At 60.9% G+C, this 25,161-nt stretch carries 24 protein-coding genes; 2 read left to right on the top strand and 22 right to left on the bottom strand.

What is annotated here, in order from left to right; genetic code table 11:
* Nucleotide 1 precedes the first annotated feature (1 nt).
* Complete coding sequence (locus tag C2L64_RS23005; RefSeq protein WP_009769618.1) at nt 2–1,213, top strand: SAM-dependent methyltransferase; 1,212 nt, start codon at nt 2–4, stop codon at nt 1,211–1,213.
* Nucleotides 1,214–1,248: 35 nt separating this feature from the next.
* Here the strand turns inward: C2L64_RS23005 and C2L64_RS23000 are convergent, their stop codons facing one another.
* From C2L64_RS23000 to C2L64_RS22925, 16 genes are all read right to left on the bottom strand, one after another.
* Nucleotides 1,249–1,848, bottom strand: coding sequence for a lipocalin family protein (locus C2L64_RS23000; protein ID WP_009769619.1), 600 nt, complete (start codon nt 1,846–1,848; stop codon nt 1,249–1,251).
* A 4-nt stretch (nt 1,849–1,852) separates the two neighbouring features.
* Nucleotides 1,853–2,950, bottom strand: coding sequence for an SAM-dependent methyltransferase (locus C2L64_RS22995; RefSeq protein ID WP_039901892.1), 1,098 nt, complete (start codon nt 2,948–2,950; stop codon nt 1,853–1,855).
* Nucleotides 2,951–2,989: 39 nt separating this feature from the next.
* Nucleotides 2,990–3,769 (bottom strand): DUF1295 domain-containing protein, encoded by a 780-nt coding sequence (locus C2L64_RS22990; RefSeq protein ID WP_009769621.1) that lies wholly within the window; start codon nt 3,767–3,769, stop codon nt 2,990–2,992.
* A gap of 253 nt (nt 3,770–4,022) precedes the next feature.
* On the bottom strand, nt 4,023–5,111 hold the full coding sequence (locus tag C2L64_RS22985) for an ABC transporter ATP-binding protein (protein WP_009769622.1): 1,089 nt from the start codon (nt 5,109–5,111) through the stop codon (nt 4,023–4,025).
* A 43-nt stretch (nt 5,112–5,154) separates the two neighbouring features.
* Nucleotides 5,155–6,030: an ABC transporter permease gene (locus C2L64_RS22980; RefSeq protein WP_009769623.1), complete on the bottom strand. Its 876-nt coding sequence runs from the start codon at nt 6,028–6,030 to the stop codon at nt 5,155–5,157.
* A complete protein-coding gene (locus C2L64_RS22975) occupies nt 6,030–6,980 on the bottom strand; it encodes an ABC transporter permease (protein ID WP_007742422.1) in 951 nt (316 codons plus the stop codon). Before C2L64_RS22975 ends, C2L64_RS22980 begins: the two co-directional genes overlap by 1 nt.
* Complete coding sequence (locus C2L64_RS22970) at nt 6,977–8,074, bottom strand: ABC transporter substrate-binding protein (RefSeq protein ID WP_009769624.1); 1,098 nt, start codon at nt 8,072–8,074, stop codon at nt 6,977–6,979. The genes C2L64_RS22975 and C2L64_RS22970 overlap by 4 nt, the downstream gene beginning before the upstream one ends.
* Before the next feature lie 207 nt (nt 8,075–8,281).
* A complete protein-coding gene (gene dhaK, locus C2L64_RS22965) occupies nt 8,282–9,271 on the bottom strand; it encodes a dihydroxyacetone kinase subunit DhaK (protein WP_009769625.1) in 990 nt (329 codons plus the stop codon).
* A gap of 14 nt (nt 9,272–9,285) precedes the next feature.
* Nucleotides 9,286–9,924, bottom strand: coding sequence for a dihydroxyacetone kinase subunit DhaL (gene dhaL / locus C2L64_RS22960; protein ID WP_009769626.1), 639 nt, complete (start codon nt 9,922–9,924; stop codon nt 9,286–9,288).
* Nucleotides 9,921–10,940: an ABC transporter ATP-binding protein gene (locus C2L64_RS22955; RefSeq protein ID WP_009769627.1), complete on the bottom strand. Its 1,020-nt coding sequence runs from the start codon at nt 10,938–10,940 to the stop codon at nt 9,921–9,923. Before C2L64_RS22955 ends, dhaL begins: the two co-directional genes overlap by 4 nt.
* The gene (locus C2L64_RS22950; RefSeq protein ID WP_009769628.1) at nt 10,933–12,048 is read right to left on the bottom strand and encodes an ABC transporter ATP-binding protein; all 1,116 of its coding nucleotides are present in this window, start codon (nt 12,046–12,048) and stop codon (nt 10,933–10,935) included. The genes C2L64_RS22955 and C2L64_RS22950 overlap by 8 nt, the downstream gene beginning before the upstream one ends.
* Before the next feature lie 3 nt (nt 12,049–12,051).
* Nucleotides 12,052–12,246 (bottom strand): hypothetical protein, encoded by a 195-nt coding sequence (locus C2L64_RS22945; protein ID WP_007731690.1) that lies wholly within the window; start codon nt 12,244–12,246, stop codon nt 12,052–12,054.
* Nucleotides 12,243–13,196, bottom strand: coding sequence for a carbohydrate ABC transporter permease (locus C2L64_RS22940; protein WP_007731688.1), 954 nt, complete (start codon nt 13,194–13,196; stop codon nt 12,243–12,245). Before C2L64_RS22940 ends, C2L64_RS22945 begins: the two co-directional genes overlap by 4 nt.
* Nucleotides 13,193–14,149: a carbohydrate ABC transporter permease gene (locus tag C2L64_RS22935; protein ID WP_009769630.1), complete on the bottom strand. Its 957-nt coding sequence runs from the start codon at nt 14,147–14,149 to the stop codon at nt 13,193–13,195. The genes C2L64_RS22940 and C2L64_RS22935 overlap by 4 nt, the downstream gene beginning before the upstream one ends.
* Nucleotides 14,150–14,229: 80 nt before the next feature.
* The gene (locus tag C2L64_RS22930) at nt 14,230–15,558 is read right to left on the bottom strand and encodes an ABC transporter substrate-binding protein (protein ID WP_007731674.1); all 1,329 of its coding nucleotides are present in this window, start codon (nt 15,556–15,558) and stop codon (nt 14,230–14,232) included.
* A 114-nt stretch (nt 15,559–15,672) separates the two neighbouring features.
* On the bottom strand, nt 15,673–16,692 hold the full coding sequence (locus tag C2L64_RS22925) for a LacI family DNA-binding transcriptional regulator (protein ID WP_176133821.1): 1,020 nt from the start codon (nt 16,690–16,692) through the stop codon (nt 15,673–15,675).
* 275 nt (nt 16,693–16,967) lie between these two features.
* On the opposite strand from C2L64_RS22925, the gene bfr reads away from it, so the two are divergent.
* A complete protein-coding gene (bfr, locus tag C2L64_RS22920) occupies nt 16,968–17,444 on the top strand; it encodes a bacterioferritin (protein ID WP_009769632.1) in 477 nt (158 codons plus the stop codon).
* A gap of 82 nt (nt 17,445–17,526) precedes the next feature.
* Here the strand turns inward: bfr and C2L64_RS22915 are convergent, their stop codons facing one another.
* The 6 genes from C2L64_RS22915 to C2L64_RS22890 form a co-directional block, all read right to left on the bottom strand.
* Complete coding sequence (locus C2L64_RS22915; RefSeq protein WP_009769633.1) at nt 17,527–20,022, bottom strand: glycogen/starch/alpha-glucan phosphorylase; 2,496 nt, start codon at nt 20,020–20,022, stop codon at nt 17,527–17,529.
* Between the two features lie 376 nt (nt 20,023–20,398).
* Nucleotides 20,399–21,079 carry a Rossmann-fold NAD(P)-binding domain-containing protein gene (locus tag C2L64_RS22910; RefSeq protein WP_009769634.1) on the bottom strand — a complete coding sequence of 227 codons (681 nt, stop codon included), beginning with the start codon at nt 21,077–21,079 and terminating at the stop codon, nt 20,399–20,401.
* Between the two features lie 4 nt (nt 21,080–21,083).
* Entirely contained in the window at nt 21,084–21,941 is an 858-nt protein-coding gene (locus C2L64_RS22905; protein ID WP_039901897.1) for an SDR family NAD(P)-dependent oxidoreductase, read from the bottom strand.
* Nucleotides 21,942–22,003: 62 nt separating this feature from the next.
* Nucleotides 22,004–23,002: an SDR family NAD(P)-dependent oxidoreductase gene (locus C2L64_RS22900; protein ID WP_238554812.1), complete on the bottom strand. Its 999-nt coding sequence runs from the start codon at nt 23,000–23,002 to the stop codon at nt 22,004–22,006.
* Entirely contained in the window at nt 22,926–23,633 is a 708-nt protein-coding gene (locus C2L64_RS22895) for a TetR/AcrR family transcriptional regulator (protein WP_238554813.1), read from the bottom strand. The genes C2L64_RS22900 and C2L64_RS22895 overlap by 77 nt, the downstream gene beginning before the upstream one ends.
* Before the next feature lie 122 nt (nt 23,634–23,755).
* Nucleotides 23,756–24,889, bottom strand: coding sequence for a porin (locus C2L64_RS22890; RefSeq protein ID WP_009769638.1), 1,134 nt, complete (start codon nt 24,887–24,889; stop codon nt 23,756–23,758).
* Nucleotides 24,890–25,161 lie beyond the last annotated feature (272 nt).

Genomic DNA, 25,161 nt, shown 5'->3' with positions numbered 1-25,161 from the left:
CATGACGTTTTCACGCGCCTTCTATGCCGCCGGCGGTGCGCCCCTGTTCGCCCGCCTGTTCCTCGCGCTGCTGGACCGTTTGCGCGTCGGCCATCTGGTCCTGACGACGCCCGGCGGCCAGCAACGCGTGTACGGCGATCCCCATGCACAACCCGGCGCGCAACTCATCCTGCACGACTGGCGGGCGTGCCATGCGATCCTGCAGGCGGGCGACATCGGATTTGCCGAAGCCTATCGCGCGAGATGGGTCGACACGCCTGACATCGTAGCGCTGGCGCGGCTCGCCATCCGCAATGAAGCCGCGTTGCCGCGCACCGTGTCGGGCAGCGCCCCTGCGCGCCTGTTCTATGGATTGCGCCACTGGCTGCGTCCCAACACGCGTCGCCGCAGCCAGCGCAACGTGCACGTGCACTACGATCTTGGTAATCCGTTCTACGCGCTCTGGCTCGACCGGACCATGACCTATTCGAGCGCGTTGTTCGATGGCGATACGAGCCGTTCGCTCGAAGACGCTCAGGCAGCCAAGTATCAGCGCATCGTCGATGTGTTGCAGTTGCGCGCCGGCATGCGTGTGCTGGAGATCGGCTGCGGCTGGGGCGGCTTTGCGCTACACGCGGCGCGTCAGGGCATACGCGTGCACGGCGTGACGATCTCCCCTGCGCAGTACGAATGGGCACGCGAGCGCGTGGCGCAAGCCGGTCTCCGCGATCTCGTGACGATCGAACTGCGCGACTATCGCGACCTACGGGGCATCTATGACGCAGCGGTGTCGGTCGAGATGTTCGAAGCCGTCGGAGAGCGCTACTGGCCTACGTTTTTCACCGTCCTCGGGCGCATGCTGAAGCCGGGTGCACACGCGCTCGTCCAGTCGATCACGATGGACGATTCGCGCTTTGCCGAGTACCGGTCCTCGAGTGATTTCATCCGCGAGTACATTTTCCCGGGCGGCATGCTGCCGGGTGCCGAACGCTTTCGCGCCGCGGCGAGACGCGCGGGAATGGCATGCGTCCAGTCGCAGTCGTTCGGGCTCGACTATGCACGCACATTGCGGTGCTGGCACGCACGCTTCGAGGAGAACCTCGACGCTGTGCGGGCACTCGGTTTCGACGATCTGTTCATACGCACGTGGCGGCTCTATTTCGCGTATTGCGAAGCGGGCTTCGTCGAGCGGCGCACGGACGTCAGGCAATTCGTCCTCACCGTCAACACGTGACGTGCGCGCGTCCGGCACGCAGCGCGAATCGGCCGTCACTCGTCTTGCGGCAGGAACCCTGGCTGGCCGATCTGCTGCGGATGCTGCGGCACGCGGCGAAAGCGCGATGCGTCGAAGCCCATAGCATCGAATCGCGCGAGCAGCGAGCGATAAACGTCGTCGCTGATATCCGGCTCTCGCGCGAAAATCCAACCGAGGCTCTTGTCGCCGAGACCGAGCAGTGTGTAACGGTACTCGTCGTCGACATAGAGCGTCAGCTGCGTCACATAAACCGGCCAGAAAATGCGCACTTTCCACTTGCCGTTTCCGCTGCCCGGCACGACGCTGTCGACGAAATGGAACTTCGACGGCGACGCGTCGAATGTTCTCTTTTGCGCGGTGTACCGGTCGTCGATCTTTCCGTCTTCGCGCAGCGACCATTCCGTATAGCTGCCGACGTACTTGTTCTCAAGAAAATACGGAATGATTGCAATGACGTACCAGCGGCCCATGTAGCGGGGCAGATCGACGCTTGCCGGCTTTAGCGGAATGTCTGCGCGCGGATTGGGATTAGCCGGCGACTGCGAGCACGCCGACATCAGGATGGCCATCGCAGCGACGGCGGCCAGTGCGAGAGCAACACGCGTAGCTTTCATCGCATCACCGCTTGTCGAACAGGTAGTGCGCAACGCCCCATTCATTGCCTTGCGCGTAGCCAAAGAGTTCGGCCACAGCCATGTAGAACATGCGCCAGCGCTGGAGCCAGAGCCGCGCGTTATCCGCGCCGTATGTCAGGACCAGTTCTGGCATCACGCGCTCGCTTGCCTTGTCGAGATTCGCAAGCCATTGCTCCGCCGTGCGTGCGTAGTGAGCGCCGCCGATCCACCACTGCCTGTCGATCCGGAGATCCTTCTGAAAGTGCAGCAATAAAGCTTCCGACGGCATCGTGCCACCGGTAAAGAAGTACTTCGACATCCAGTCCGTAGCGTCCCGGTTCTGAAAGTGATAAGCGAGCGTTCGATGCGCGAAAATATGGACGAAGAGTTTTCCATCGGGGCGCATCCAGCGCGCAACGCGCTCCAGCAGAAGGCCATAGTTCTTCATATGCTCGAACATCTCGACCGACAGCACACGGTCGAAATAACCGGCGTGGAACTCATCTGCGAAATCGAACTGAGCAACGTTGCCCGTCACGACGCGCAGATTCGTGATGCCCGCAGACGCTGCACGCGCTTCGATGAATTCGCGCTGACTGCGCGAATTCGACAAAGCAACGATTCGGGCATTCGGATACTGCGCGGCCAACCACAATGCAAGCGCGCCCCAGCCGCAACCGAGATCGAGAATGGTCTGGCCGTCTTCGATCCTTGCCCGCTCTGCGTAGACTTCGAGCATCGCCTGTTCCGCCTGCCCGAGCGTCTCGTCGCCGCGCGGATACAGGCAGCACGAATACTTCAGGTGCGGTCCGAGATGCGCCTCGAAGAATGAAGGCGGCAATTCGTAGTGTTGCGTGTTTGCGGCATCGGTTTCGATCGCGACGGGACTCGCGCGCAACTCGTCGAGCAGCGAGTTGAAACGTTGCGAACGAAGCTCGCCGTCCAATGCGCCTTCTTCGATCAGACGCTGCCGCATCAGGTGGCGCATGCCGAAGCGGATCGCACGATCCGGCACCCATCCGCGCTCGCACGCATGGATGAGCCAGTCTTCCCTGGCAAAAAGCGGCTTATCCATCGAAGGCCGTGTTGCCGTAAATGTCATGGCGGGCACCGTTCGGGTGTATTGGAAGCGTAGTGGGATTCAGCCGCGTCGCGGCGGCCACGGTATCAATGCGCTGGTCTCGCGCATGTACTCGGCGTAACCCGGACGCGAATGGACCAGATGCGCTTCAAGCATCGGCACGCCTGAGAGTTTCATCAGCAGCCACGCCATGAGCACGGGTGGGAGTAGCGTCAACCACGCCCAGGGTGACCCGATCGACAGCGCGATATAAGCCACCCAATGCAGACACTCGAAGAAGTAATTCGGATGCCGCGAATAGCGCCACAGTCCGACGCGACACACTTTGCCTTGATTTGCGGGATCGGCGACGAAGCATCTGAGTTGACTGTCCGCCACTGTTTCGCCCGTTACCGAGGCGAGCCAGATCGCTACCGCAATCGAGACCCATGCAACGGAAGGCTTGTCTGCGCGCCATGCAGGCACGGCGAACGCGAGCGACAACACCATCGAAATGACCGTCTGAAACTCGAGAAACCAGAACATCTTTCGTCCCGCAGCCGCGCCCCATTGCTCGCGGAAACGGTGATAACGCGGATCTTCCCGTTTGCCCGCGTTACGCCGCCACAAATGCCAGCCGAGCCGCGCGCCCCAGAAACCCCCGCCCGTCGCAACGAGCGCGCGGGCAAGCGAATCGCCGTCGCTCGCCATGCCGTAGAACACAGCGATTGCGCCCAGCGAGAAAGCCCATATCGGATCGATCATCCCCGCGTTCGCGCTTTTCAGCTGCCACGCCCAGAAGGCAGCGAACAGCGCGACGAGCACTACGAACGCAATCGACGCTGCGGCAGCAGGAGACATCAAAAGCTCCTCTCACGTAAATCAGCAAGTGCGTTGTCGACAGGTTATACGCGCAATGACAGCGCGCGGATGCATCGTGGGGAGAGTGCGCGCAAACAGCCTGCCCCCAAGGGGCCGTGTCGCGGATTTGAATCGGTTCCCCACGCAGCACGAAGGCGCGACTGCATCGCAATGGGGAACCGTTAGATGTGGGGTAACAGAGAAGCGGTTAAAGGACGCGTGTGCACCGAAACCAGCCTGACGCGAGAACGCGTCAGGCCGAAGCACGCACTCCGTGCGCAGAGATGAGCTTGCACGCATGCGCCGGCAGCCCTGCAAGCACCGGCACGCCGGGTGCAAGACCCGGCACTTCGCGCGGTGTGGTCGCGGCAGTCAGCGTAAAGCCCGCGCATTCGATCGTTGCTTCGAGCGAGGCGCCGACGTCGCGAATAAACCGCACCGTGCCACGGACGCAGTTCGTATCGTGGGCGGCCTGATCGGCGCCCAGTTGAAGATGCACATCTTCCGGCCGGATCAGAAGACGAATATCGCCGGACGCAACGGACATCGGCGCCGCGTTGGCGACAACGATCTGCTGCCCGCCTGGCAGACGCACTTTCCCGCTCTCGTCGTTTGTTACGGGCAAGATATTGCCAAGGCCAATGAAGTCGGCCACGAATTCGCTGACAGGGTCGCGGTAAATATCGAGTGGCTTGCCAACCTGCGCGATACGACCTTTCTCCATCACGACGATGAGGTCGGCCATGGTCATCGCTTCGCGCTGATCGTGCGTGACCATGATCGTCGTGATGCCCAGACGCTGTTGCAGCAGGCGAATTTCGATCTGCATCGCCTCGCGCAACTTTGCATCGAGCGCCGACAGCGGCTCGTCGAGCAACAGGAGCTTCGGTGACGTCGCAATCGCGCGAGCAATCGCCACGCGCTGCCGCTGGCCGCCGGAAAGCTGGGTGACGGCCCGCCCGGCCATATGCGGCAACTGGATCAGTTCGAGCAGTTCAGCGACCCGCCTCGCCTGCTCGCTCTTGCCCGTCTTGCGCAACTTGAGCGGATACGCGATGTTCTCCGCCACCGTCATATGCGGGAACAATGCGAGTGACTGAAACACCATGCCGAAATCACGCCGGTTCGCGCTCAGGTGCGTGATATCGCGACCGGCGAACATCACCGCTCCCGACGTTGGCTGTTCGAGCCCGGCGATCATCCGCAACAGCGTGGTCTTGCCGCAGCCCGACGGTCCGAGAAAGCACACCAGCTTGCCTTCGGGGATCGCGAGATCGACGTTGTCGACCGCATGCGCGGCGCCGAAGCGTTTCGTGACGGCCTGCAGCGTGAGATGAGTCATGACAGTTTCCAGTCCGTTTCGCGGCAAGGCGCGATGAATGTGATCACAGCGCGATCCCTTTGTCGCCCACCAGCTTTTCGAGCAGCCAGATCAGCGCAAAATCGATTGCGACGACGAACACCGCGAACGAAAACACGGTTGGATCGAGCGAAGACACCGTGCGGCTGTACAGCCATACGGGAAGCGTCATCGTGTCGATGCCATACAGAAAGAACGTCACCGTGAATTCGTTGAACGAGATGATGAACGCGAACAGCATGCCCGCGAGAATGCCCGGCCGCATCAGCGGCAACACGACATCGACGAGCGCGCGTCGCGGGCTCGCGCCCATCACGTAAGCGGCCTCTTCGAACTCCGGCCCGATCGACGCCACCGACGCCGCGCAATTCTTCACCGTGAACGGCAGCGCGAGAATCACGTGGGCGATGATCAGCCGGAACACGCCGAGTTCGACGGGCAGAACGTTGAACACCAGCAGCAGCGACAGTCCCAGCATGACCAGCGGATACACGAGAGGCAGCGCGACCAGTTGTTCGACGAGCCGCTTGCCGCGAAAACGGTAGCGGCTCAACGCGTACGCGGCGGGCACGGAAACGAGCGTCGCAATGATCATCGTCGACACGGCGACGAGCAGACTCGTTCCGAGCGCCGCGCCCATCGACAGCGCATCGCTTGCGTCAGGCGAAACGAACGTGTGCCACGCCGCGCGATACCACCGCAGGTTGTACGCATGCGGCGGAAATTCAAGCGTATCCGCCGCGCTGAACGACATCGTGATCATCGTCAGAATGGGGAGCGCCGCCAGAAACAGCACGATCGCAGCCGACAGGGCCGCCACCTTCCCAAGCCGGCCCGGCATCGTCGAGGATGGCCTCAGCGCGCCCAACGGCCGGCGAGGCAACACACCTTGCGTACTCATCAGGCAGAACCCTCCAGACGCTGCATGCGGCGCAGCAGCCATTGAGACAGCGCCATCAGCGAAAGCGTGGCGACCATCAGCACGACGCCCGATGCCGACGCCGCAGGCCAGTTCAGCAGCGGCGAGACCTGGTCGTGAACCAGCACCGCGAGCATGGGAACGCGTCGTCCGCCGAGCAACAGCGGCACCGCGAACGCACTCGCGTTATACGCAAAGACGAGCAGCGCGCCGGATACGATGCCAGGCATCGCGAGCGGCAGCACGATGTCGCGCATGGTTTGCCAGCGGCTCGCGCCGAGCGTCGCCGCGGCCTCTTCATACGAAACGGAAATCGCCCGCATCGCACTCGATATCGGCAGCACGGCCAGCGGAAACGCCGTCTGGATCAGACCGAGCAACACACCATGTTCGCGATAGAGCCACATGACGGGACGCGACACGAGCCCGCTGCCGAGCAACGCATGGTTGAGCAATCCGGCTGGGCCGAGGATCACGAGCCACCCGTAGCCCTGCAACAGTAGATTCACGAGCAGCGGCAGCAGCACGCCCGCGAGCAGCAGGCGCCGCACAAGGCGCGACTCGGTGCGTGCCATTGCAAGCGCAACGGGAATAGCGAGCAGCACCGCGCACACCATGCTTTGAAAAGCGAGCCGCAACGTCAGCCACAGCGACTTGACGAAGTAGCTGTCGGCGAGTTCGACATAGTTATGCAGCGTGTACGCGCGCCATTCGTTCCCTGAGACGCCGAAGCTCATTCGCACCACGACCAGCGCGGCGGCGGCGAGCACGGCGAGAAACACGAGAATCGGCGCAAGGAGCAGCCACGGCCTCGCGCGCGCGGACGCGCTGTCGGCACCGCTCGCGGCGTGCCCGTCGGGCACGCCTGTCGACCCAGCCGGCGCGACGTCAGCGCGCCCGCGCCGCGAAAAGAGCGCGGGCATTCCGTTCATGCCGAGAAGATTTCCGTGTAGCGCTTGATCCACGCGGGCTGCACGGCCGCGAGCGCCTTGTCGTCATGCAGCACCGCCTTTTCGGCGATCTGCTTCGGGCTCGGCACATAGGCGCTGCTCTCGGCGGGAATCATGGCCTTCGAGTTGACCGGGCCATTCAGGACATCGGCGGCCATCCGGCCCTGCACGCCCGCATCGAGCGAATGGTTGATGAACGCGTGGATCAGGTCGGCATCGCCCGGGTGCGACTTCGGAATGACGGTAAACATCAGTTGCGTCGCGAAGCCTTCCTTCATCCCGTAGGTCACGCCCATCTTGTACTCCGGCTTGCGGATCTGAGCGGGGAAAAACGCGGGTGAATAAATGCCGCCGATATCGAGCGAACCCGTGCGAAACAGATCGGCAACCTGATTCGGGTTTTCACCGAGCGTCATCACACGATCTTTCAGTTGCGCAAGCTTCTTGAAACCCGGCTCGATGTTCTGCTGCGAACCGCCTGCGAGCTTCGCAGCGATGATCGCGAGATCGACTGCCTCGGCCCACTCCGGCGGCGGCAGGAAAATGCGGCCCGCGTACTTCGGGTCCCACAGCGCTTCGTACGAGTCAGGCGGCGTCTTGACCGTCGATGTGTTGTAAATCAGGCCGTCCGACCAGAGCAGATAGCCGACGCCGAAGCCGTTCGCGCCCGTGCGGTACTGCGCCGCCACGTCTTTCAGGTTCGGCAGCTTGTCCAGATCCGGCTTGACGAGCAGGCCTGCATCGCCGAGCCCGGATGCGCCGACGCCTGCCAGCGTGATCACGTCGTAGGTGGGACGGTCGCCTGCTGCCTTGACCTTGGCGACCATGCCGGACGTTCCGTCAGCGCGGTCGGCGATCACTTTCGCACCCGTCTTCGCACTGAAGGTCGCGGCGATGTTGCGCAACGCGGCCGTGCCCGTATCGTCGGACCAGGTGAGGAGACGCAGGGTTTTTCCCGAGAAATTCTGTTGCTGCTGGGCGCGCACGTTGATGAACGGCATCGGCAACGTCGAAGCCGCGAGTGCCGCGCCGATCGTCTTGATTGCCTGCCTTCTGCCCCGTTTGATGTCTTGCATGACGGTCTCCTGATGAACGATCGATGTCCACTGCCTGTCTCACGTGACACAGCGGCACGGTGCGAAGGCTTTGCGCGACAACCGACTGTAGGTTTGCCAATATCACGCAACAAGCGAAATCTGCGCATGCGCACCATGTCAAAAACTCATGCGTGCGATGCGTTCAGGCGGTCGTCCTTCAGGCGGGAGAGCGACATTCAATATCCGCTACATACCCCACCTCAGCGACGGCGTGTGCACCGCGCTATCCCAATGTCTTAGCATCTCGTCGTTCATCACGCACAACGTAATCGACGCGCCCGCCATTTCGAGCGAAGTCGTCAGCGAATCCACTTTCACGCGTGCAATCTTCAGATCACGCTGTTGCAGCCACAGGCGCGTGGAATTGAATAACAGATAGAGTTCGCCGAGCGGCGTGCCGCCCAGCCCGTTGATCAACACTAGCAGTTCCGCACCGGCTGGCGGCTTGAGATCCGCGACAATGGCCGTCAGCAGTTCGCCCGCAATCGCGTCGGCCGCGGCGAAACGGGCACGCCGCCGCCCCGGCTCGCCATGTATCCCGACGCCGACTTCGATTTCGTCGTCGCCGATCTTGAACGTGAGCGTGCCCGCCGCCGGCACCGTGCAACTGGAAAAAGCAACGCCCATCGACGCCGTATGCTTGTTGATCCGGTCGCCGAACGCCTTGCATTGTTCGAGATCCGCGCCGGTTTCGGCGAGACTCCCCACCAGCTTCTCGACGATCACGGCACCCGCCACGCCGCGCCGCCCCGTCGTGTAACTGGAATTTTCGACGGCGACGTCGTCGTTGATCAGCACCATCGCATTGGGCAACTCCGACATCTCCGACGCCATTTCGAAGTTCATCAGATCGCCCGAATAGTTCTTGACGATAAACAGCGTGCCCGCGCCCGTATCGACGGCCTGCGCGGCGGCCATCATCTGGTCGGGTGTTGGCGACGTGAAGACCTGGCCCGGACACGCGGCGTCCAGCATCCCGTAGCCGACGAAGCCGATGTGCAGCGGCTCGTGTCCCGACCCGCCGCCCGAGATCAGCGCGACTTTGCCCGGCTTCAGGGTCTTGCGCCGCACGAATACCGGTTCCTGATTGAGCACGACGAGATCGCTGTGCGCGGCGCCGAATCCGGCCAGGCTCTCGACCAGAAAGTCGTCGACGTGATTGATGAATTTCTTCATGGTCTCCGCTCCTTCTACGCTCTGTCTTGCGCGAGCCGCGCACATACGGCGTCGATCATCAACTGGCTCGACCGCGCACCCGGATCGATGTGGCCTCGCGAGCGTTCGCCGAGAAACGATGCGCGCCCCTTGGTCGCGAGCATGTCGCGCGTAGCGAGCATGCTCTGCTCCGCGACTTCCGGCAGGGTGTCGAGCACGGCTTCCGGCGGCGCATCGTTGTCAGCCAGTTCCGCCAGGCGCGACGCCACGGGAATCAGCACGTCCATCATCGTCTTGCTGCCGATACCGGCCTTGCCGCGCTGGGCAACGGCATCGACACCCGCGGCGAAGATCCGCGCCGCGTCCTGCACGCTTGCAATGTCCCCGCTCCCAGCCGACGCTTTCGCCATACCGTGCAACAGCGAATAGAACAGCGGCCCCGACGATCCGCCCACCGTCGACAGCAATTTCGACGCAGCGAGATCCAGCGCCGGTGAGAATGTTTCGGCTTCGATATCGGCGCGCAGGCCGAGCAGTGCATCGACCCCGCGCAACAGATTGAAGATGTGATCGCCGTCACCGATCTGCTGATCAAGCGTGGCGATCTCCTCAGTGTGTTCCTTTAGCGTTGCATGCGCAGCCTCGATGCACGCCATGACCGTTTTGCCGTTCATGCCGGAATCCTCCTGCCGTCGGAACGAAAATAAAGAAGGCTGCGCGGCGGCAGTGACACGCCGACCGTTTGCCCTGGCGTGAAGTTGCGTTCTGTCATCGTGGTCGCGACGATCGCGGTGCCTTCGCGGTCGAGAATCAGCAGATGCCGCAACGGAGAATATTCGAGCACACGAAGGTTGAGCGCGTCGCGTGCATCAGCGCCGTGCAGCACGATGTCTTCCGGACGGATCGCGACAGTCGACGTACCCGCCGGCATCGCCGCCGGATCGAACAGCGCGGGCGGCAGCAGGTTGATGGGCGGCGAGCCGAGACGTTGCGCCGCGCTGAGCGACGCCGGGTTGCCATAGACTTCGCGCGGCGTGCCCATCTGCACGATGCGACCGTGCTCGAGTATGCCGATGCGATCGGCAAGCGTCGTTGCCTCGACCTGGTCGTGCGTGACATAGATGATCGTTGCGCCGATGGAGCGATGCAGCCGCTTCAGTTCGATGCGCAATTCCTCACGCAGTTTCGCATCGAGCGATGACAAGGGCTCGTCCATCAGAAACACTTTGGGTTCGCGCACGAGCGCGCGGCCAATTGCAACCCGCTGCATCTCGCCGCCTGACAGATGCGTCGCCATGTTGGCGAGTTTCGACTCGATGTGCAGCATCTGCGCGACTGACCGCACGCGCGCGCTGACTTCCGCCTCGCTCGAGCGCCGCCGCGGCGAGCGCAATGGAAACGCCAGATTGCCGAACACCGTCAGATGCGGATAGAGCGAATACTGCTGAAAAATGAAGGCGACGTCGCGGTCTGCAGGATGCATGTCCGTGGCCGCTTCGCCGTCGATGAATATCTCGCCTTCGTCGGGCCGTTCGAGGCCCGCAATGAGCCGCAATGTCGTCGTCTTGCCCGCGCCGCTCGGTCCGAGCAGCACGACGAACTCGCCCTCGTTCACGTCGATCGACACGTCGTCCACCGCGACGATATCGCCGAATCGCTTCGTCACGTTGTGCAGGCGAATCTCAGACATAAGCGCCTCCGCTGCCGTTACCGTTAAAGGCCATCTGGCGTGCGGCGCCGGGCAGCAGCTTGCCGCTGTCCGCGTCGTACAGCAGTGTGCGTTCCTTGCGAAACGACAGCCCGACCTGCGAACCCGCCGCGCGCCCCTCGTCCTTCCCGACCCGCACGCGCATGATGCCAAGCGCCGTCTCGACGACGAGAATCTGATGGGAGCCGAGATATTCGTCCGCGATCACACGTCCGCGCAACGCGCCGCGTTCATCGATCATGACGTGCTCGGGCCGCACCCCCACCAGCGCCTTCGCGGCCGACGCGTCGGTACGCGGCACGGCCACGGCCGCACCGCCCAGCGAGACCTGTTCCGCGCCCGCCGGAACGCCGCCGTCCACCGCCAGAAAATTCATCGGCGGGCTGCCGATGAAGCTGCCGACGAACACGGTCGCAGGAAAGTGATAGATCTCATGCGGCGACGCGGACTGCAGCACTTCTCCGCGATTCATCACGACGATGTCGTCGGCCATGGCCATCGCTTCGCTCTGGTCGTGCGTGACATAGACGGTCGTTGCCGTGAGCGCGTTATGCAGCTTGCGCAACTCGAGACACATCAGTTCGCGGAAGTCCGCATCGAGCGTGCCAAGTGGCTCGTCCATCAGAAAGGCCTTCGGATGGCGCACGATGGCGCGTCCCAATGCGACGCGCTGACGGTCGCCGCCCGACAATCCGCCCGTCTTTCGGTCCATCAGGTGTTCGATGCGCAGCATGCGCGCAGCCGTATCGACGCGCGTCGCTATTTCGCGGCGCGAGATACCCTCGTTCTTCAGCGGAAAGGCGATGTTGTTGCGCACCGTCATATGCGGATAGAGCGCGAACATCTGGAACACGAATGCGATGTCGCGCTGACGCGCTCGCAGTGCCGTCACGTCTTCGCCGTCGATCAGGATCTGGCCCGACGTCGGCAGTTCGAGTCCGGCGATCATCCGCAACGTGGTCGTCTTTCCACAGCCGGACGGTCCGAGCAGCACCACGAAACGGCCGTTGCCCACCGTGAGATTCGTATCGTGCACGGCGGTGAAGTCGCCGAAGCGCTTGTGGAGATTGGAGAGAACGATCGTCGACATGGCTCAGTCCGGGAAATGGCTTGTCACGACAAAGGCCAGCGCGCCCACCAGAATCACGGGAAACGACCATGTATAGAGGTCGACGGTGAACGGTTGAACCAGCATGGCAATGCCCAGACCAATGAGTGCCATCGATGCGCTTTCCCAGTAGCGCCTGCGAAGGAAGCGCCGCCGCGGCGTGGCAGGTAGGGCTTTCATTTGCGCACCGCTCCAAAAGTGATACCGCGCAACAGATGCTTGCGCAGCACGACGGTGAAGACCAGGATCGGCAGCACGAACAGGGTGGTGGCGGCCGCAACGGCCGGCCAGTCCTGACCGCCCTCGCCGATGATGAACGGAATGAACGGCGGCATCGTCTGCGCGTCGCCGCTGGTCAGCAGTAGAGCGAACGCGTACTCGTTCCACGCAAAGATCAGGCAAAAGATCGCCGTGGCGGCAATGCCTGTGATCGCTTGCGGCAGTACGACCTTGATGAAAGCCTGCATGCGGGTGTAGCCGTCTACGAGCGCGGCCTCTTCGTATTCACGCGGGATCTCGTCGATGAAGCCCTTGAGCAGCCACACGGCTAGCGACACGTTCACGGCCGTATAAAGCACGATCATGCCCAGGTATGTATCCGCGAGCCCGAGCGCGCGGTACATCAGGTAAATCGGGATCGCGACGGCAATGGGCGGCATCATCCGCGTCGACAGAATGAAGAACAGCAGATCGTCGGCGAGCGGCACCTTGAAGCGCGAGAACGCATAGGCGGCAAGCGTGCCGAGAAACACCGCGAGAAACGTCGAGCCGAAGCCGATCACCAGTGAGTTGACGAAGCGCGGCAAGACCTTCGACGGTCCCGCGATCACCATGTTGCGCTTACGCACATCGCGGTCATACCAGGCCGTTGCGGGCGGCAGGCTCGCGATGAACTCCGGCGTCTGCCGCGAGCGGATCGTGAAGAGGTTCACATAGCCCTCCATCGATGGCTGAAACATCACGACGGGCGGATAGGCAATCGCGTCCTCTTGCGTCTTGAAGCTCGTCAGAATGATCCACACGATCGGCAAGGTCGCAATGAGCGCGTACGCAATCACGACGACGGCGGCAAACGTCTTGCTGCGCGGCGTGGCAGCTACGACTGATTGTTGAAGGGCAAGGTCTGTCATCGCTGTTTCACCTTGTTGAGTGCCTTCACATAGATATTCGCAGCACCGAATACGACGACGAACAGGATGATCGCGAGCGCGGACGAATAGCCCGTCTGCCACTTCTCGAACGCGGCGCGCTTGAGCGTGATCGATACGGTTTCCGTTACAGAGCCAGGACCGCCTGATGTCAGCAGATTCACCATGTCGAACATCTTGAAGTTCTCGATGCCGCGAAACAGGATCGCGAGCATCAGGAACGGCAGCGTCATCGGCAGTGTGATCGACCAGAACTGGCGCCACGGCGAGGCACGGTCGACTTCAGCCGCTTCGTAGATGTAGTCGGGAATCGAGCGCAGCCCGGCGAGACAGATCAGCATCACGTACGGCGTCCACATCCATGTATCAACCATCACGATGGTCCATGGCGCGAGCGGCACGTCGCCGATCATCTGGAACGAGCTGGGCGGAATGCCCGTGAAGAAGCTGACGATGTCGTTGAAGAGACCGGTTTGCGGCTGCAGCAGGAAGGTCCAGAAATTGCCGACCACGGCGGGCGACAACATCATCGGCAGCAGGATCAGCGTCGTCCAGAAACTATGGCCTCTGAACTGCCGGTTGATCAGCAGCGCGAGCCCGAACCCGAGCAGGACTTCCAGTCCGACCGACCAGAATACGAAGCGCGCGGTGACCTGCATCGCGTACCAGATGTCTTCGTCGGTCAGAATGTCCGTGTAGTTGTCGATGCCGACATTGCGCGCGGGCACGCTGGGCATGTTCGATTTGAAATTCGTGAACGACAGGCGCAATGCCCAGATCAACGGAAAGATGTTGATCGCGAGCAGCAATACGATGGTCGGAAGAATGAACAGCCACGCGATCGTCCTGTCGGACAGCCCGCGCTGGCGCACGGCCGCGCGCGGCGGCCGTTTCGCCTGCAACCCTTCCGGAGCAAAAGGCTTGTTTGCCAACATGCCGACTCCTTTTCGCGGATTAGCGGGGATGACCCGCCCGCTAATCCGCGACCCGAGATATTTTGATTGCTAATGCGTCTCTACTTCCCTTCCGCCTTGAAGACCTTGTTCCAGTCCTTGACCAGCAGATCGAGTGCTTCTTTTGCCGTGCCTTTATCGGCAACCACATAGTCGTGCACGCGCTTCTGCATGTCGAGCAGCAACTCTGCGTAGGCCGGCTCCGCCCAGAAGTCCTTGACGATCGACATCGACTTCAGGAAGGCGGGCGCGAACGGTGCGCTCTTCGGAAAGTCGGGTGCATCCACGACCGACTTCGCCGCCGAATAGCCGCCGAGTTGCCACCATTTCTTCTGCACATCGGCTTGCGCGAACCATTTGATGTATTCGAGCGCGTCCGCTTTGTGATCCGAGTACGACACGACGGAGATACCCTGCCCGCCGAGCTGCGTGAACTGTTTTGTTTCCTTTGGATTGACGAAGAAGCCAATCTTGTCGCCGCCGACATTCGGATCCTTGTACAGCCCCGGGAAGAACGCGAACCAGTTCATCTGCATCGCAACCTGACCGGACTTGAACGCATCGAGTCCTTCCTGCATATACGCGTTCGTCATGCCCGGCGCCGTGCAGCATTTGTACAGCGCCTTATAGAACTCCAGCCCCTTGATTGCACCGGGTGAGTTCACAAAGCCTTCGAGGTGATATGGCTTCTTGGGATCCTGATATTCGAAGCCGAAGTTGTAGAGCATGTTCGTCACGCCCATCGTGATGCCTTCCGAACCGCGCTCCGTGAAGATATACACGCCGTACACGGTCTTTCCATCGATCTTCCGCCCCTGGAAAAACTCGGCAGTTTGCTTGAGTTCGTCCATCGTGGTTGGCGGTTCGAGTTCGCGTTTGTATTTCTGCTTGAACTCGGCGCGCAGCTCAGGCCTTGCAAACCAGTCTTTCCGATAGGTCCAGCCCACCGCGTCCGCCATGGCAGGCAACGCCCAGTAGTTCGGCGTGTTCTTCGGCCATTCCGCGTAGCCGACAACGGTTGCCGGCACGAAGTCATCCATGGAGATCTTGTTCTTCGCGAAGAAATCATTCAACTTCACGTAGTGACCATTGACAGCCGCTCCGCCAATCCACTGGCTATCGCCGATGATCAGATCGCACAGTTTGCCGTGTGAATTGAGTTCGTTGATGAAGCGGTCTGCGTAGCTCGTCCATGGCACGAACTCGAACTTCATTGCAATGCCGGTTTTGGCCGTGAAGTCTTTCGATAATTCGACGAGTGCATTGGCGGGGTCCCACGCCGCCCAGCACAATGTCAACTGCTTGCCCTGGGCGTGCGCCGCCGATCCGAGGCAAAGTCCCAATGATGCGAGGACCGCCGCGACTACCCTTGCTGACGTTAGACGTAACATGTGTCTTCTCCTTGTCTTTCTCGGGTCTCCAACCTGATGACAGACAGCGTCCATGCGCCGGACGCCGTATACGGGCTCTGGCGGATTCAGAAAGCTGTCCGCGTGTCGCGAGCGTCAGGCATGCGCATTCTCACGAAGATAAATCCGGGTTTCGGGCGTCGGGATGTTGAGCACGCCCCGCACATCGTTCAGAAAATTGATGGCTGCGAGGCCCGCCCAATGGACGATGCCGCGCACATCCTGATCGAGGATCACGTCGATGGCGCGCTCGGACAATTGCGCGCGCGTCTCGGCCGTACATTCGTGGCCGATCAGAATGACGCGCGCCTTGTCGCCCGACTCCTGCAACGCAGACGCAATGCCGGAAATGCCGCCGCCCGTCACATACACGCCGACCAGATCCGGGTGCCCTGCAATCAGGCCTTGAACAGCGAGACCGGCGCTGTCGTCGTCTTCGGCGAAATCGGGCTCGGTGACCCAGCGCAGGTTGCGAAAATCTTCTTCGAGAACCTGTGAGAAACCCGTGCGGCGCTCCAGTTGATCGTGCAACCGTGACGAGGCGGACAGCACCGCGACCGTGCCAATGCGAGATCCGACGAAGCGGCCCATCAGCAGCCCGGCCGTGCGTCCGGCGATGCGGTTATCGACGCCGACATAAGCCGCGCGTCCACTCGACGGCAGATCGGAGAACACCGTGACGACAGGCATGTTCGCGTCGGTCATGTCCTGGATCATCCGCACGACCCACGGGTAATCGAGCGGCACGAGCACAAGCGCGTCGTAGTCGGTCAGCTGCTGGGCGAAGGATGCGGCGTCTCGCTGGTTCGACAGGTCGCATCGATAAAACGACGGGACGATGCGATGCTCGCGAAAGAAGCTCGCCGACAGCGCGATATCACGCTCGGCCTGATCGAGAAAGCGGGAATTGATTTGTGGCAGAACGAATGCGACCCGAAATGACGTGGCTTTTGCCGGACGACCACGACTTGCACGCTCGTCGCGCAATGTCGCAAGCGCGAGATGAACGCGTTCGGCTGTCTCCGGGCGCACGCCCTGGTCGTCGCGCAGCACACGATCGACCGTGGCGACGCTCACGCCGGCGCGACGCGCAATCATCATACGAGTAGCCGGCATGGGTCTCCTCCGTTGCCGAGCCAAGAATCGTTTTGTTATTTGAAAATAGTTTTTCCAGCGAAGAATGCAAGGTTTTTCGTTGGGATAAATGCGTCATTCTTGATGACGTTGCCGCGCAAGATAATTCGCGAGTGCGTGGCGAGGGAATCAGCTATTGCGCAGACGATAAGAAATGGTCCGCAAAAGAGAATCATTTGCGCTCCCTGTCTCGTTATCGCCGTGCTCACGCCAGCCGTCTATCCTGTATGAAACTCTGCGGAATGACGGGAGCTGTCATGCAAGCCGATCCAAAAGTCATTGAATATCTGAACGCCGAACTGAAGTACGAACTGACGGCCATCAATCAGTACTTTCTACATGCACGCCTCTACAAGCATTGGGGCCTGGAAGGACTCGGGAAACACGAATATGACGAGTCGATCGAGGAAATGAAGCATGCCGACAAGCTGATCGAGCGGATCTTCATGCTCGACGGCTTGCCCAATCTGCAGGATCTAGCCAAGCTTCTCGTCGGCGAGGATACGCTCGAGGTCCTTCAATGCGATCTCAAACTCGAACAGTCCGCCCAGGCCCATTGCAAAGAGGCGATCACATACTGTGAATCAGTCAAAGACTACGCGTCGAGAATGATCTTTTCGGATATCCTCGATGACACTGAAGATCATATCGACTGGCTGGAGATACAGATCGGCTTGATCGACAAGGTCGGAATCCAGAACTACCAGCAGTCATCGATGGGTTCACCTGGTTGAGTCGCGAGTCCGCGCTATCTTGCATAACGCGGCGAGGCGGCCGCGAGTTGGTTGCGCGAGAAGCACAGGAACATCGCGTTTCTCAGAGCCGCTCAAGGGCGACACTCACCGGGCGGATCTTCCAGATCTCGTGACAGTACTCGCCGATCGCTCGATCGGAGGAGAACTTACCCGAACGTGCGGTGTTGAGGATGGACATACGGGTCCAGCGCCGCATGTCGTGCCATGCGCTGTTCACACGCTCCTGGCAAGCCACATAATCCGCGTAGTCGGCCAGCACAAAAAACGGGTCGGCGTGCAGCAGATTGTCGACAAGCGGTCGGAACATATCCCGGTCGCCGCGCGAGAAATGCCCACTGACAATCAGATCCAGTGCGTCGCGCAATTCGCCATTGCCAGCCGCGAAGTCTGCCGGACGGTAACCGTCGCGCCGGAGTTCCTCCACCTGAGAGTCGGTCATGCCGAACAGGAAAAAGTTCTCCTCGCCGACCTCCTCCCGGATCTCGACGTTCGCGCCGTCGAGCGTTCCGATGGTCAGTGCGCCGTTCATCATGAATTTCATGTTGCCCGTACCCGATGCCTCCTTGCCCGCAGTCGATATCTGCTCGGACAAGTCCGCTGCGGGATAGATGAACTGTGCGTTCTTCACATTGAAGTTCGGGTAGAACACCACTTTGAGCCGTCCGGCTATCGACGGGTCGTTGTTCACGACTTCCGCCACGCCGTTGATCAGGCGAATGATGAGTTTGGCCATCGCGTACCCCGGCGCCGCTTTCCCGCCGAATACGAAGCAGCGCGGCGCGACAGCGAGTTGCGGGTCGCGGCGCAGACGCTGATACAGCGTGACGATGTACAGCGCGTTCAGGTGCTGTCGCTTGTACTCGTGAATGCGCTTGACCTGAATGTCGAACAACGCGGCAGGGTCCACCTCGACGCCTGTCGTGCTTCGAATGTGCTGCGCGAGGATCGCCTTGTTCGAATACTTGACGCGGCGCCATTCGTCGAGAAAGCCCGGGTCGTCGGCATGCGATTCGAGGGCGCGAAGCCGTGTGAGGTCGGTCGCCCATCCCTCGCCCACTGTCTTGTCCAGTAACCGCGCAAGCCCAGGATTGCTGAGCAGCATGAAGCGACGTGGTGTGACGCCATTGGTGACGTTTTTGAAACGCTCAGGCCACAGTTGTGCGAAATCGCGCATTACCGTTTGTTTGAGCAGCGCAGAATGAAGCTCTGCCACACCGTTCACGGCATGGCAGCCGACAGTCGCCAGATGCGCCATGCGCACCTTCTTCTCGCCGGCCTCGTCGATCATCGACATCCGCGCCACGCGTGCATCGTCGCCGGGATAACGTTGCCGGACCTCGTCGAGAAAGCGCCGGTTGATCTCATAGATGATTTCGAGCAGGCGCGGCAGCAGGCTGCGAAAAAGCGGCAGCCCCCAGGTTTCGAGCGCTTCGGGCAGCAGTGTGTGATTGGTATAGGCCAGCGTGCCGCGGGTTATATTCCAGGCTTCGTCCCAAGGGACCTGCCGCTCGTCGACGAGCAGGCGCATCAGTTCTGCCACGGCGATTGAAGGATGCGTATCGTTCAGCTGTACCGTGAACATGTCGGAAAAGCGCGCGATGGGTTCGCCCTTGATATCGAGCAGGCGCAGCATGTCCTGCAACGAGCAGGAAACGAAGAAGTACTGCTGCGCGAGGCGCAGCCGCTTGCCGGCTTCGGGCTCATCGTTGGGATAGAGCACCTTGGACAGCGTTTCGGAAATCACCTTTTCCTGCACGGCCTGGTAGTAATCGCCGGCGTTGAAGTCCTCCAGATCGAAGGACTCGACAGCTTCGCTCTTCCATAGGCGCAGCGTGTTGCAGGTGTTGACCCTGAATCCGAGCATCGGTGTATCGCAAGCCACACCCTTGACCATGTGCGCCGGTATCCAGCGGACGCAGTAGCGGCCTTGCGCATCATTCTCGACCTGCGTGTGTCCGCCGAAGCGCACGTAGTAGTTCACGTTGGGGCGCACGATCTCCCATGGGTTGCCCTTCTGCAGCCACTTGTCGGTGGCCTCTACCTGCCGGCCATCGCGGATCACCTGGTCGAAGATACCGAACTCATAGCGTATGCCGTATCCGACCGACGGTATCTGGAGCGTGGCCAGCGAGTCCAGATAGCAGGCGGCGAGCCTTCCAAGTCCGCCATTGCCAAGTCCCGGCTCTTCCTCGAGGGCGATGAGCCCGTCGAGATCCTGGCCGAGCGACTGCATGGCAGCACGCGCTTCCGCCTCGATGCCCAGGTTCACGAGATTGTTGCCGAGTTGCGGTCCGATCAGGAACTCCGCAGAGAGGTAACACGCAACCCTCAGCTCGCGAGCAGCATAGGTCTGGATCGTGGCGGCCCAGCGCGCCAGCATGCGGTCGCGCACGCTGTAGGCAAGCGCCATATACCAGTCGTGCGGCGTAGCAATGGCCAGCGGGCGAGCCTGCAGGCAGATGAGATTGTCGAGCACGCCGCGCCGCAATGCGTCGGGATCCAGCGCGCTACGCGCGGAGTCGCCGCAACTGGCGCTGGCGGACATGTCGGCAGCCATGGTCTTGCCCTCCTGTTTTTGCGCGACCGCTTCAAACCCGAGGGCAGTCTCACATTCGCAGCGCTACCCGAGGAGATAGGCGTGCACGAAGGCAGCATACGTTACACCATGCGTATTTCAAGGCAATGCCCGATTTATCGCGGTTCGTTCAGATGATTAGGCGCGATTCAGGCAGCACGTCGACGCTGCGGCGTTGAATCCGGATCATGGCGAACACATCCATGTGCTGCCCTTGTGACATGGCTTTCGCTGAAGAAGGACCCGCTCCGTACTCAACTCGTCATCGTATCTACCAGCGAGAAAGTGGGTGCCGCGCTGCGGAGCACCACCGCGTCCACGATGTGATGCGCGCGGCTCGTCCGTGTCCACAATCGGATCAAGCCTGCGAGATGATGGCCAATCGATAAATGTCTGGCGGATTCAGGATGGACCGTGGTGCGCCGCGACGCACGGCATTGAGCATGGCGTCGCCGACAACCGACGTCGTCAACACATGCTCCGGCGAAATGCGGCGGGCCAGAATCAGAAACGGCTTGAGCACGACATACATCCACCGATACACGGCGGTGCGCGACTGGATGCCGTCCTCGGGAATGATGGCGGCGGGCCGAAAAATCACGACGTGCCGAAATGGGAGCCGCTGCAACGCATTCTCGGTTTTTCCGCGGATGCGGGCCCACATGGTCTTGCCCTGCTCGCTGCTGTCGGCGCCAGCGCCGGATACGTACACCATCGTCATCGCAGGGCTCACGCGAAGCAGTTCTTGCGCGACATGAAGCGTGAGGTCGTAGGTCACCGCGTGATATGCCGCCTCGGACATACGGAATGACGAAACACCCACGCAGAAAAAGCATGCATCGACCTTGGCGAAAACGTCGCCCTCGGCCTGAAGGCGCTCCAGATGTGGCGTGATGACGACCTTGAGTCGCGGATCCTCGTAACCCTGTAGCGCACGCCGGCTGATCACGATGACTTCGGTGACGTCGCGTGCTTTCAGGCACGCTCGCAACACGCCTTCGCCCACCATGCCGGTTGCGCCGATCAGAACAATACGCATCGTCTTACTCCGGGGGCAACTCAGGCGATACCGCGCCGAAATCGGCAGCGAGGGTGACTGGCTTCCAGCGCAGCGTCGTCTCGCGGCGCGTCTGCTCCTCGGCTTCGACGACCTGCCAGGCGTCCGAGCCGAGCAGCAGCCGCGCCGGTAGCGTTGCATGCGACGTGAGCGCGACGATCAGCTTTGCAACCCGCTCGGGGTCGCCCACTTCATGACCGACGTAAGCATCGATCAACGCTTTGAAATCACCCATCGATGCCTGGTAGCCTTCAGGAAGTTGCTGCAGTGTCGTGCGGGCCTCATGTCCCCATTCGGTGCGCATGCCACCCGGTTCGAGCGTGCAGACGCGGATCCCGAAGGGCGCGACTTCCTTGCCAACGACATCGCTGAATCCGCCTACAGCCCATTTGGCCGCCTGATAAGCCGAGAGCCCCGGGCTGCTGATACGCCCGCCCGCCGACGATACCTGAAAGATGTCGCCGCCGCCCTGCGCACGCATCACCGGGATGGCCGCACGCGTGAGGTTGACCACGCCAAAGAGATTGGTCTCGATTTGCGCGCGGAAATCGTCGGCTGCCGTGTGTTCAAAGGGCTGAATGTGGCCGTAACCGGCATTGTTGACCAGCACGTCCAGCCGGTCGAACCGGCGCACCGCTTCGGATACGGCCTCCTTTGCCTGCAACTCGTTCGTGACGTCCAGTTCGAACGTCGCGAGGCGCTCGCCGTAGCGCGACTGCAAATCGGCGAGCCGCGCGCTGTCGCGCGCAGTTGCCAGCACGTTCGCGCCTTCCTCCAGCGCGGCCTCGAGAATCATGCGGCCCAAACCTCGGGACGCACCGCTAATCAACCAGACTTTGGACATGATCGTTTAATCCTTTGATATACGCCGGGATTGCCCATTGGCATTGGAGAGGCGGAAGCTCGTCACTCGGGCATGAAGCCAGACTTACCTTCGAACATCACAGAGGCGGCGAGATCCTTTTGCGCCTGCAGCGCGGCCAGACTCCGGGTATAGCCCGCTTCCAGCACAGCAAAGGCATCGCCGCCGAGAACGGTGCGCAGCGGCGGCTCCGCCATCTGGCTGATCGTATAGATCGCTTCGGCCATTCTCACCGGGTCGCCCGAAGCATCTGCTTCACCGTTTTCCTCGATCCATCGACGCAGCCTGGCAACCGTGCTGTCCTTGTAGTGGTCGAGCTGCGGCGTCCAGCGGATATTCGCCACGAAGCCCGTCTTGATGGAGCCCGGTTCGATAATGATGGTCTTGATGCCGAACTCGGCGACTTCCTGGCTGACTGCTTCGGCGAAGCCCTCCAGACCGAACTTCGCGGCGTGATACATCGAGCCTCCGGCGAACGCGGCTCGTCCGCCGACGCTGCTGACATGGATGAACGTGCCGCGCTGTTTCGCCCGCAATGCGCCGAGAAACGCGCGCGTGACGTGGATAGGCGCCAGCAGGTTCAGGGCGATCTGCTGCTGGATATCGGCGTCACTCATTTCCTCCATCGCGCCGATAACCGCGCCGCCCGCGTTGTTGACCACAACGTCGACATCGGGATGACGTGCTGCTGCCGCCTGAACCTGCTCGCGATCAGTCACGTCCACCGACTCCACTTCGAGCAAATCCGGATAGGCCTGCGTCAGTGCTCGCATTCCCTCGATGCGACGCACCGCTGCGACCACACGATGCCCTTGCGCCAGCACTTTTTCCGTGAGGGCGAGCCCGAGACCGCCGGAGGCTCCCGTGATGAACCACTTCTGACTGGACATGATGCCGTTCTCCTTTCGCAAACTAAGTGAGTGCATATTAATGAGCGCCCAATCACTCATTAATTGAGTAAAAAAATTACATCGTGATTGCGCGCCACAGGACGCGAAAGCCGAGCTTCCTTTGAAGCGCGGCGTCCTTGGGATGTCTTTCAATATGCTCGATCGTCGTGTCGGCAATGTGCTCGATCAACGACGAGAGAAAGCTGATCGGCGCATCGACCAACACGCCGTCGCGCACGCCATCCTGCATCATCTGGGCGACGGCCAGAAACGGCTGCATGCCCTCTGATCGTGTGTCGTCCGATACCTGCCCTGAACCCGCAAGCCGGGCAACCGCGAACCGAGCAGACGGATTGGCCAGTCCCCAGTTCACGTAACGCTCGAAAACGTGCTGCATGCGCTGCATGTAGTCGGCTCCCGTGGGATAGTCAGGCATCACAGCGTCGGCCAGGCCGCGCTTGAGGTGCAGATACAGTTCCTGGAACAATGCCTCCTTGCTCTCGAAGTACGTGAACAACGTGCCCTCCGCCACGCCGGCGCCACGCGCGATGCTCGCCGTGGAGGCCTGCACGCCCAGTTCAGCGACGGCTTGCGTCGCGGATTCCAACAGGGCGCTACGTTTTTCGGGACTCAAGGGACGGGCCATGAACTGCCTTAAATGACTGATTACTTGCTCAACTATAACCGTCTTTTTCAAGACACGCAATCGAAAGTGGCCCTTCTTTCGAAGTCGAAGATCGATACGACTGCGCGGCGCGATCCTGAATAATCCTTCACGCAGCATCTGGCCAGCTATCTCGTTTCGGAATACGAGCAAGCCATCCCGGCATTTCGTCGAACTGCCCAAGCAGGCAGCGCCCGCGCGATCTGCGGGCGCCCAGGCACATGACCAGATTGGCAAACGCGTTAGAAGCGCGTACGCAAGCCTACCGTCGCCGCCACCTGATTGCCCGTCGTAGCCTGAGCCAGGCCGTTGATGAACGCACCTTCGAACGCGGAACCTGTCGCACCGTACGCGTGTTGATAGACGCCTTCGACATAGACATCGGTGCGTTTGCTGAAGGCATAGTCGGCCATCAGCGTCACTTGATGCCACTTCGGGTCACCCGAACCGGTGCTTCCGTCAAAGGCACCTTGGGTGAACGTATAGGCACCTGCGAGCGAAATTGACGGCGTCACGGCATAGTGCACATTGACTTCATAGTTGTCGAAATGAAGCGAGTCAAACGACTGAGCGATCACAGAGTTCGCGCCCGGCTGCGTGTTGTCGAACAGGGTATGCGTCCACAGCAAGCCGACAGACGCCGGCCCGATCGTATAGTTGCCGCCAACCCCCATCACACGCTGGCGTGAAGCGGGGAAATTGACGAAGTCGTTGTTCGACACCGCTCCCGTTCCCGAAAGCGAACCATTATTAAGTTGAAGGTAAGCAGCCGCCAGATTGATAGGGCCAACGCTGTACGTCACACCGAAGCTATAGGCGCGATTGTTCGAAAAGCCACCGGCCGCGTTACTGAAGCCGTATAGTGCCTCGGCCTGCAGTCCCCGATACGTCGGACTCACGTACTTGACCGAGTTGTTGATATAGAACGAGTCATCCACGTTGTCGTTGTCGAACGGATGTGCGGCCAGATTGTTTCCATCGCCGTTGTTCGCCAATGCAATGGGGCCAAGGTCATCGACCACGGAATCATACTGGCGGCCGAACGTTAGCGTTCCATACAGATCGTTTTGCAGACCGACGAAAGCCTGACGGCCGAACATCGTACCCGCGTATGTGGTCTTGCCGTTTTGTATATTGAAGCCGTTCTCAAGACGGAAGATCGTACGCAGACCGCCGCCGAGATCCTCACTTCCCCGCAGACCCCACACTTCATTCGACAGCATGCTGCTTTGTTCCTGCACCACGCTGCTGCCACCCTGGTTATTCGTATAGACGATACCTGTATCGATCAATCCATAAAGGGTGACGCTGCTTTGCGCGTGAACCCCCGCCGCAAAGACGGAAAGAACAGCTGCACCGATAATCTTCTTCTTCACTTGCTTTGCACTCCAGGCCGTGTCACAAAAAGAGATCATGACGTGTGCATGATCCCCGTCCATCCAGAAGCTCCGGATAACGCGCGCTCAGTTGACAAGAATTACCGAAGGATCCGCCGGCACCGTAATGGCTAGTCATCCGTCGAATGTGATCCGCTTTGCACCCGCGCATCCGCAGCGTCACGATTCTATGGGTATCGACATTGCGGTTTATCGAAAGAATTGCAGTCTTCCCGCAAAGATTTCATAAACGACTATCGGAAGTCATCGAA

Origin of the sequence: Paraburkholderia hospita (assembly GCF_002902965.1) — a bacterium.
Taxonomy (GTDB): domain Bacteria; phylum Pseudomonadota; class Gammaproteobacteria; order Burkholderiales; family Burkholderiaceae; genus Paraburkholderia; species Paraburkholderia hospita.
Note: the sequence above shows the minus strand (reverse complement) of the source record. Positions and strands in the feature narration are given on the sequence as shown.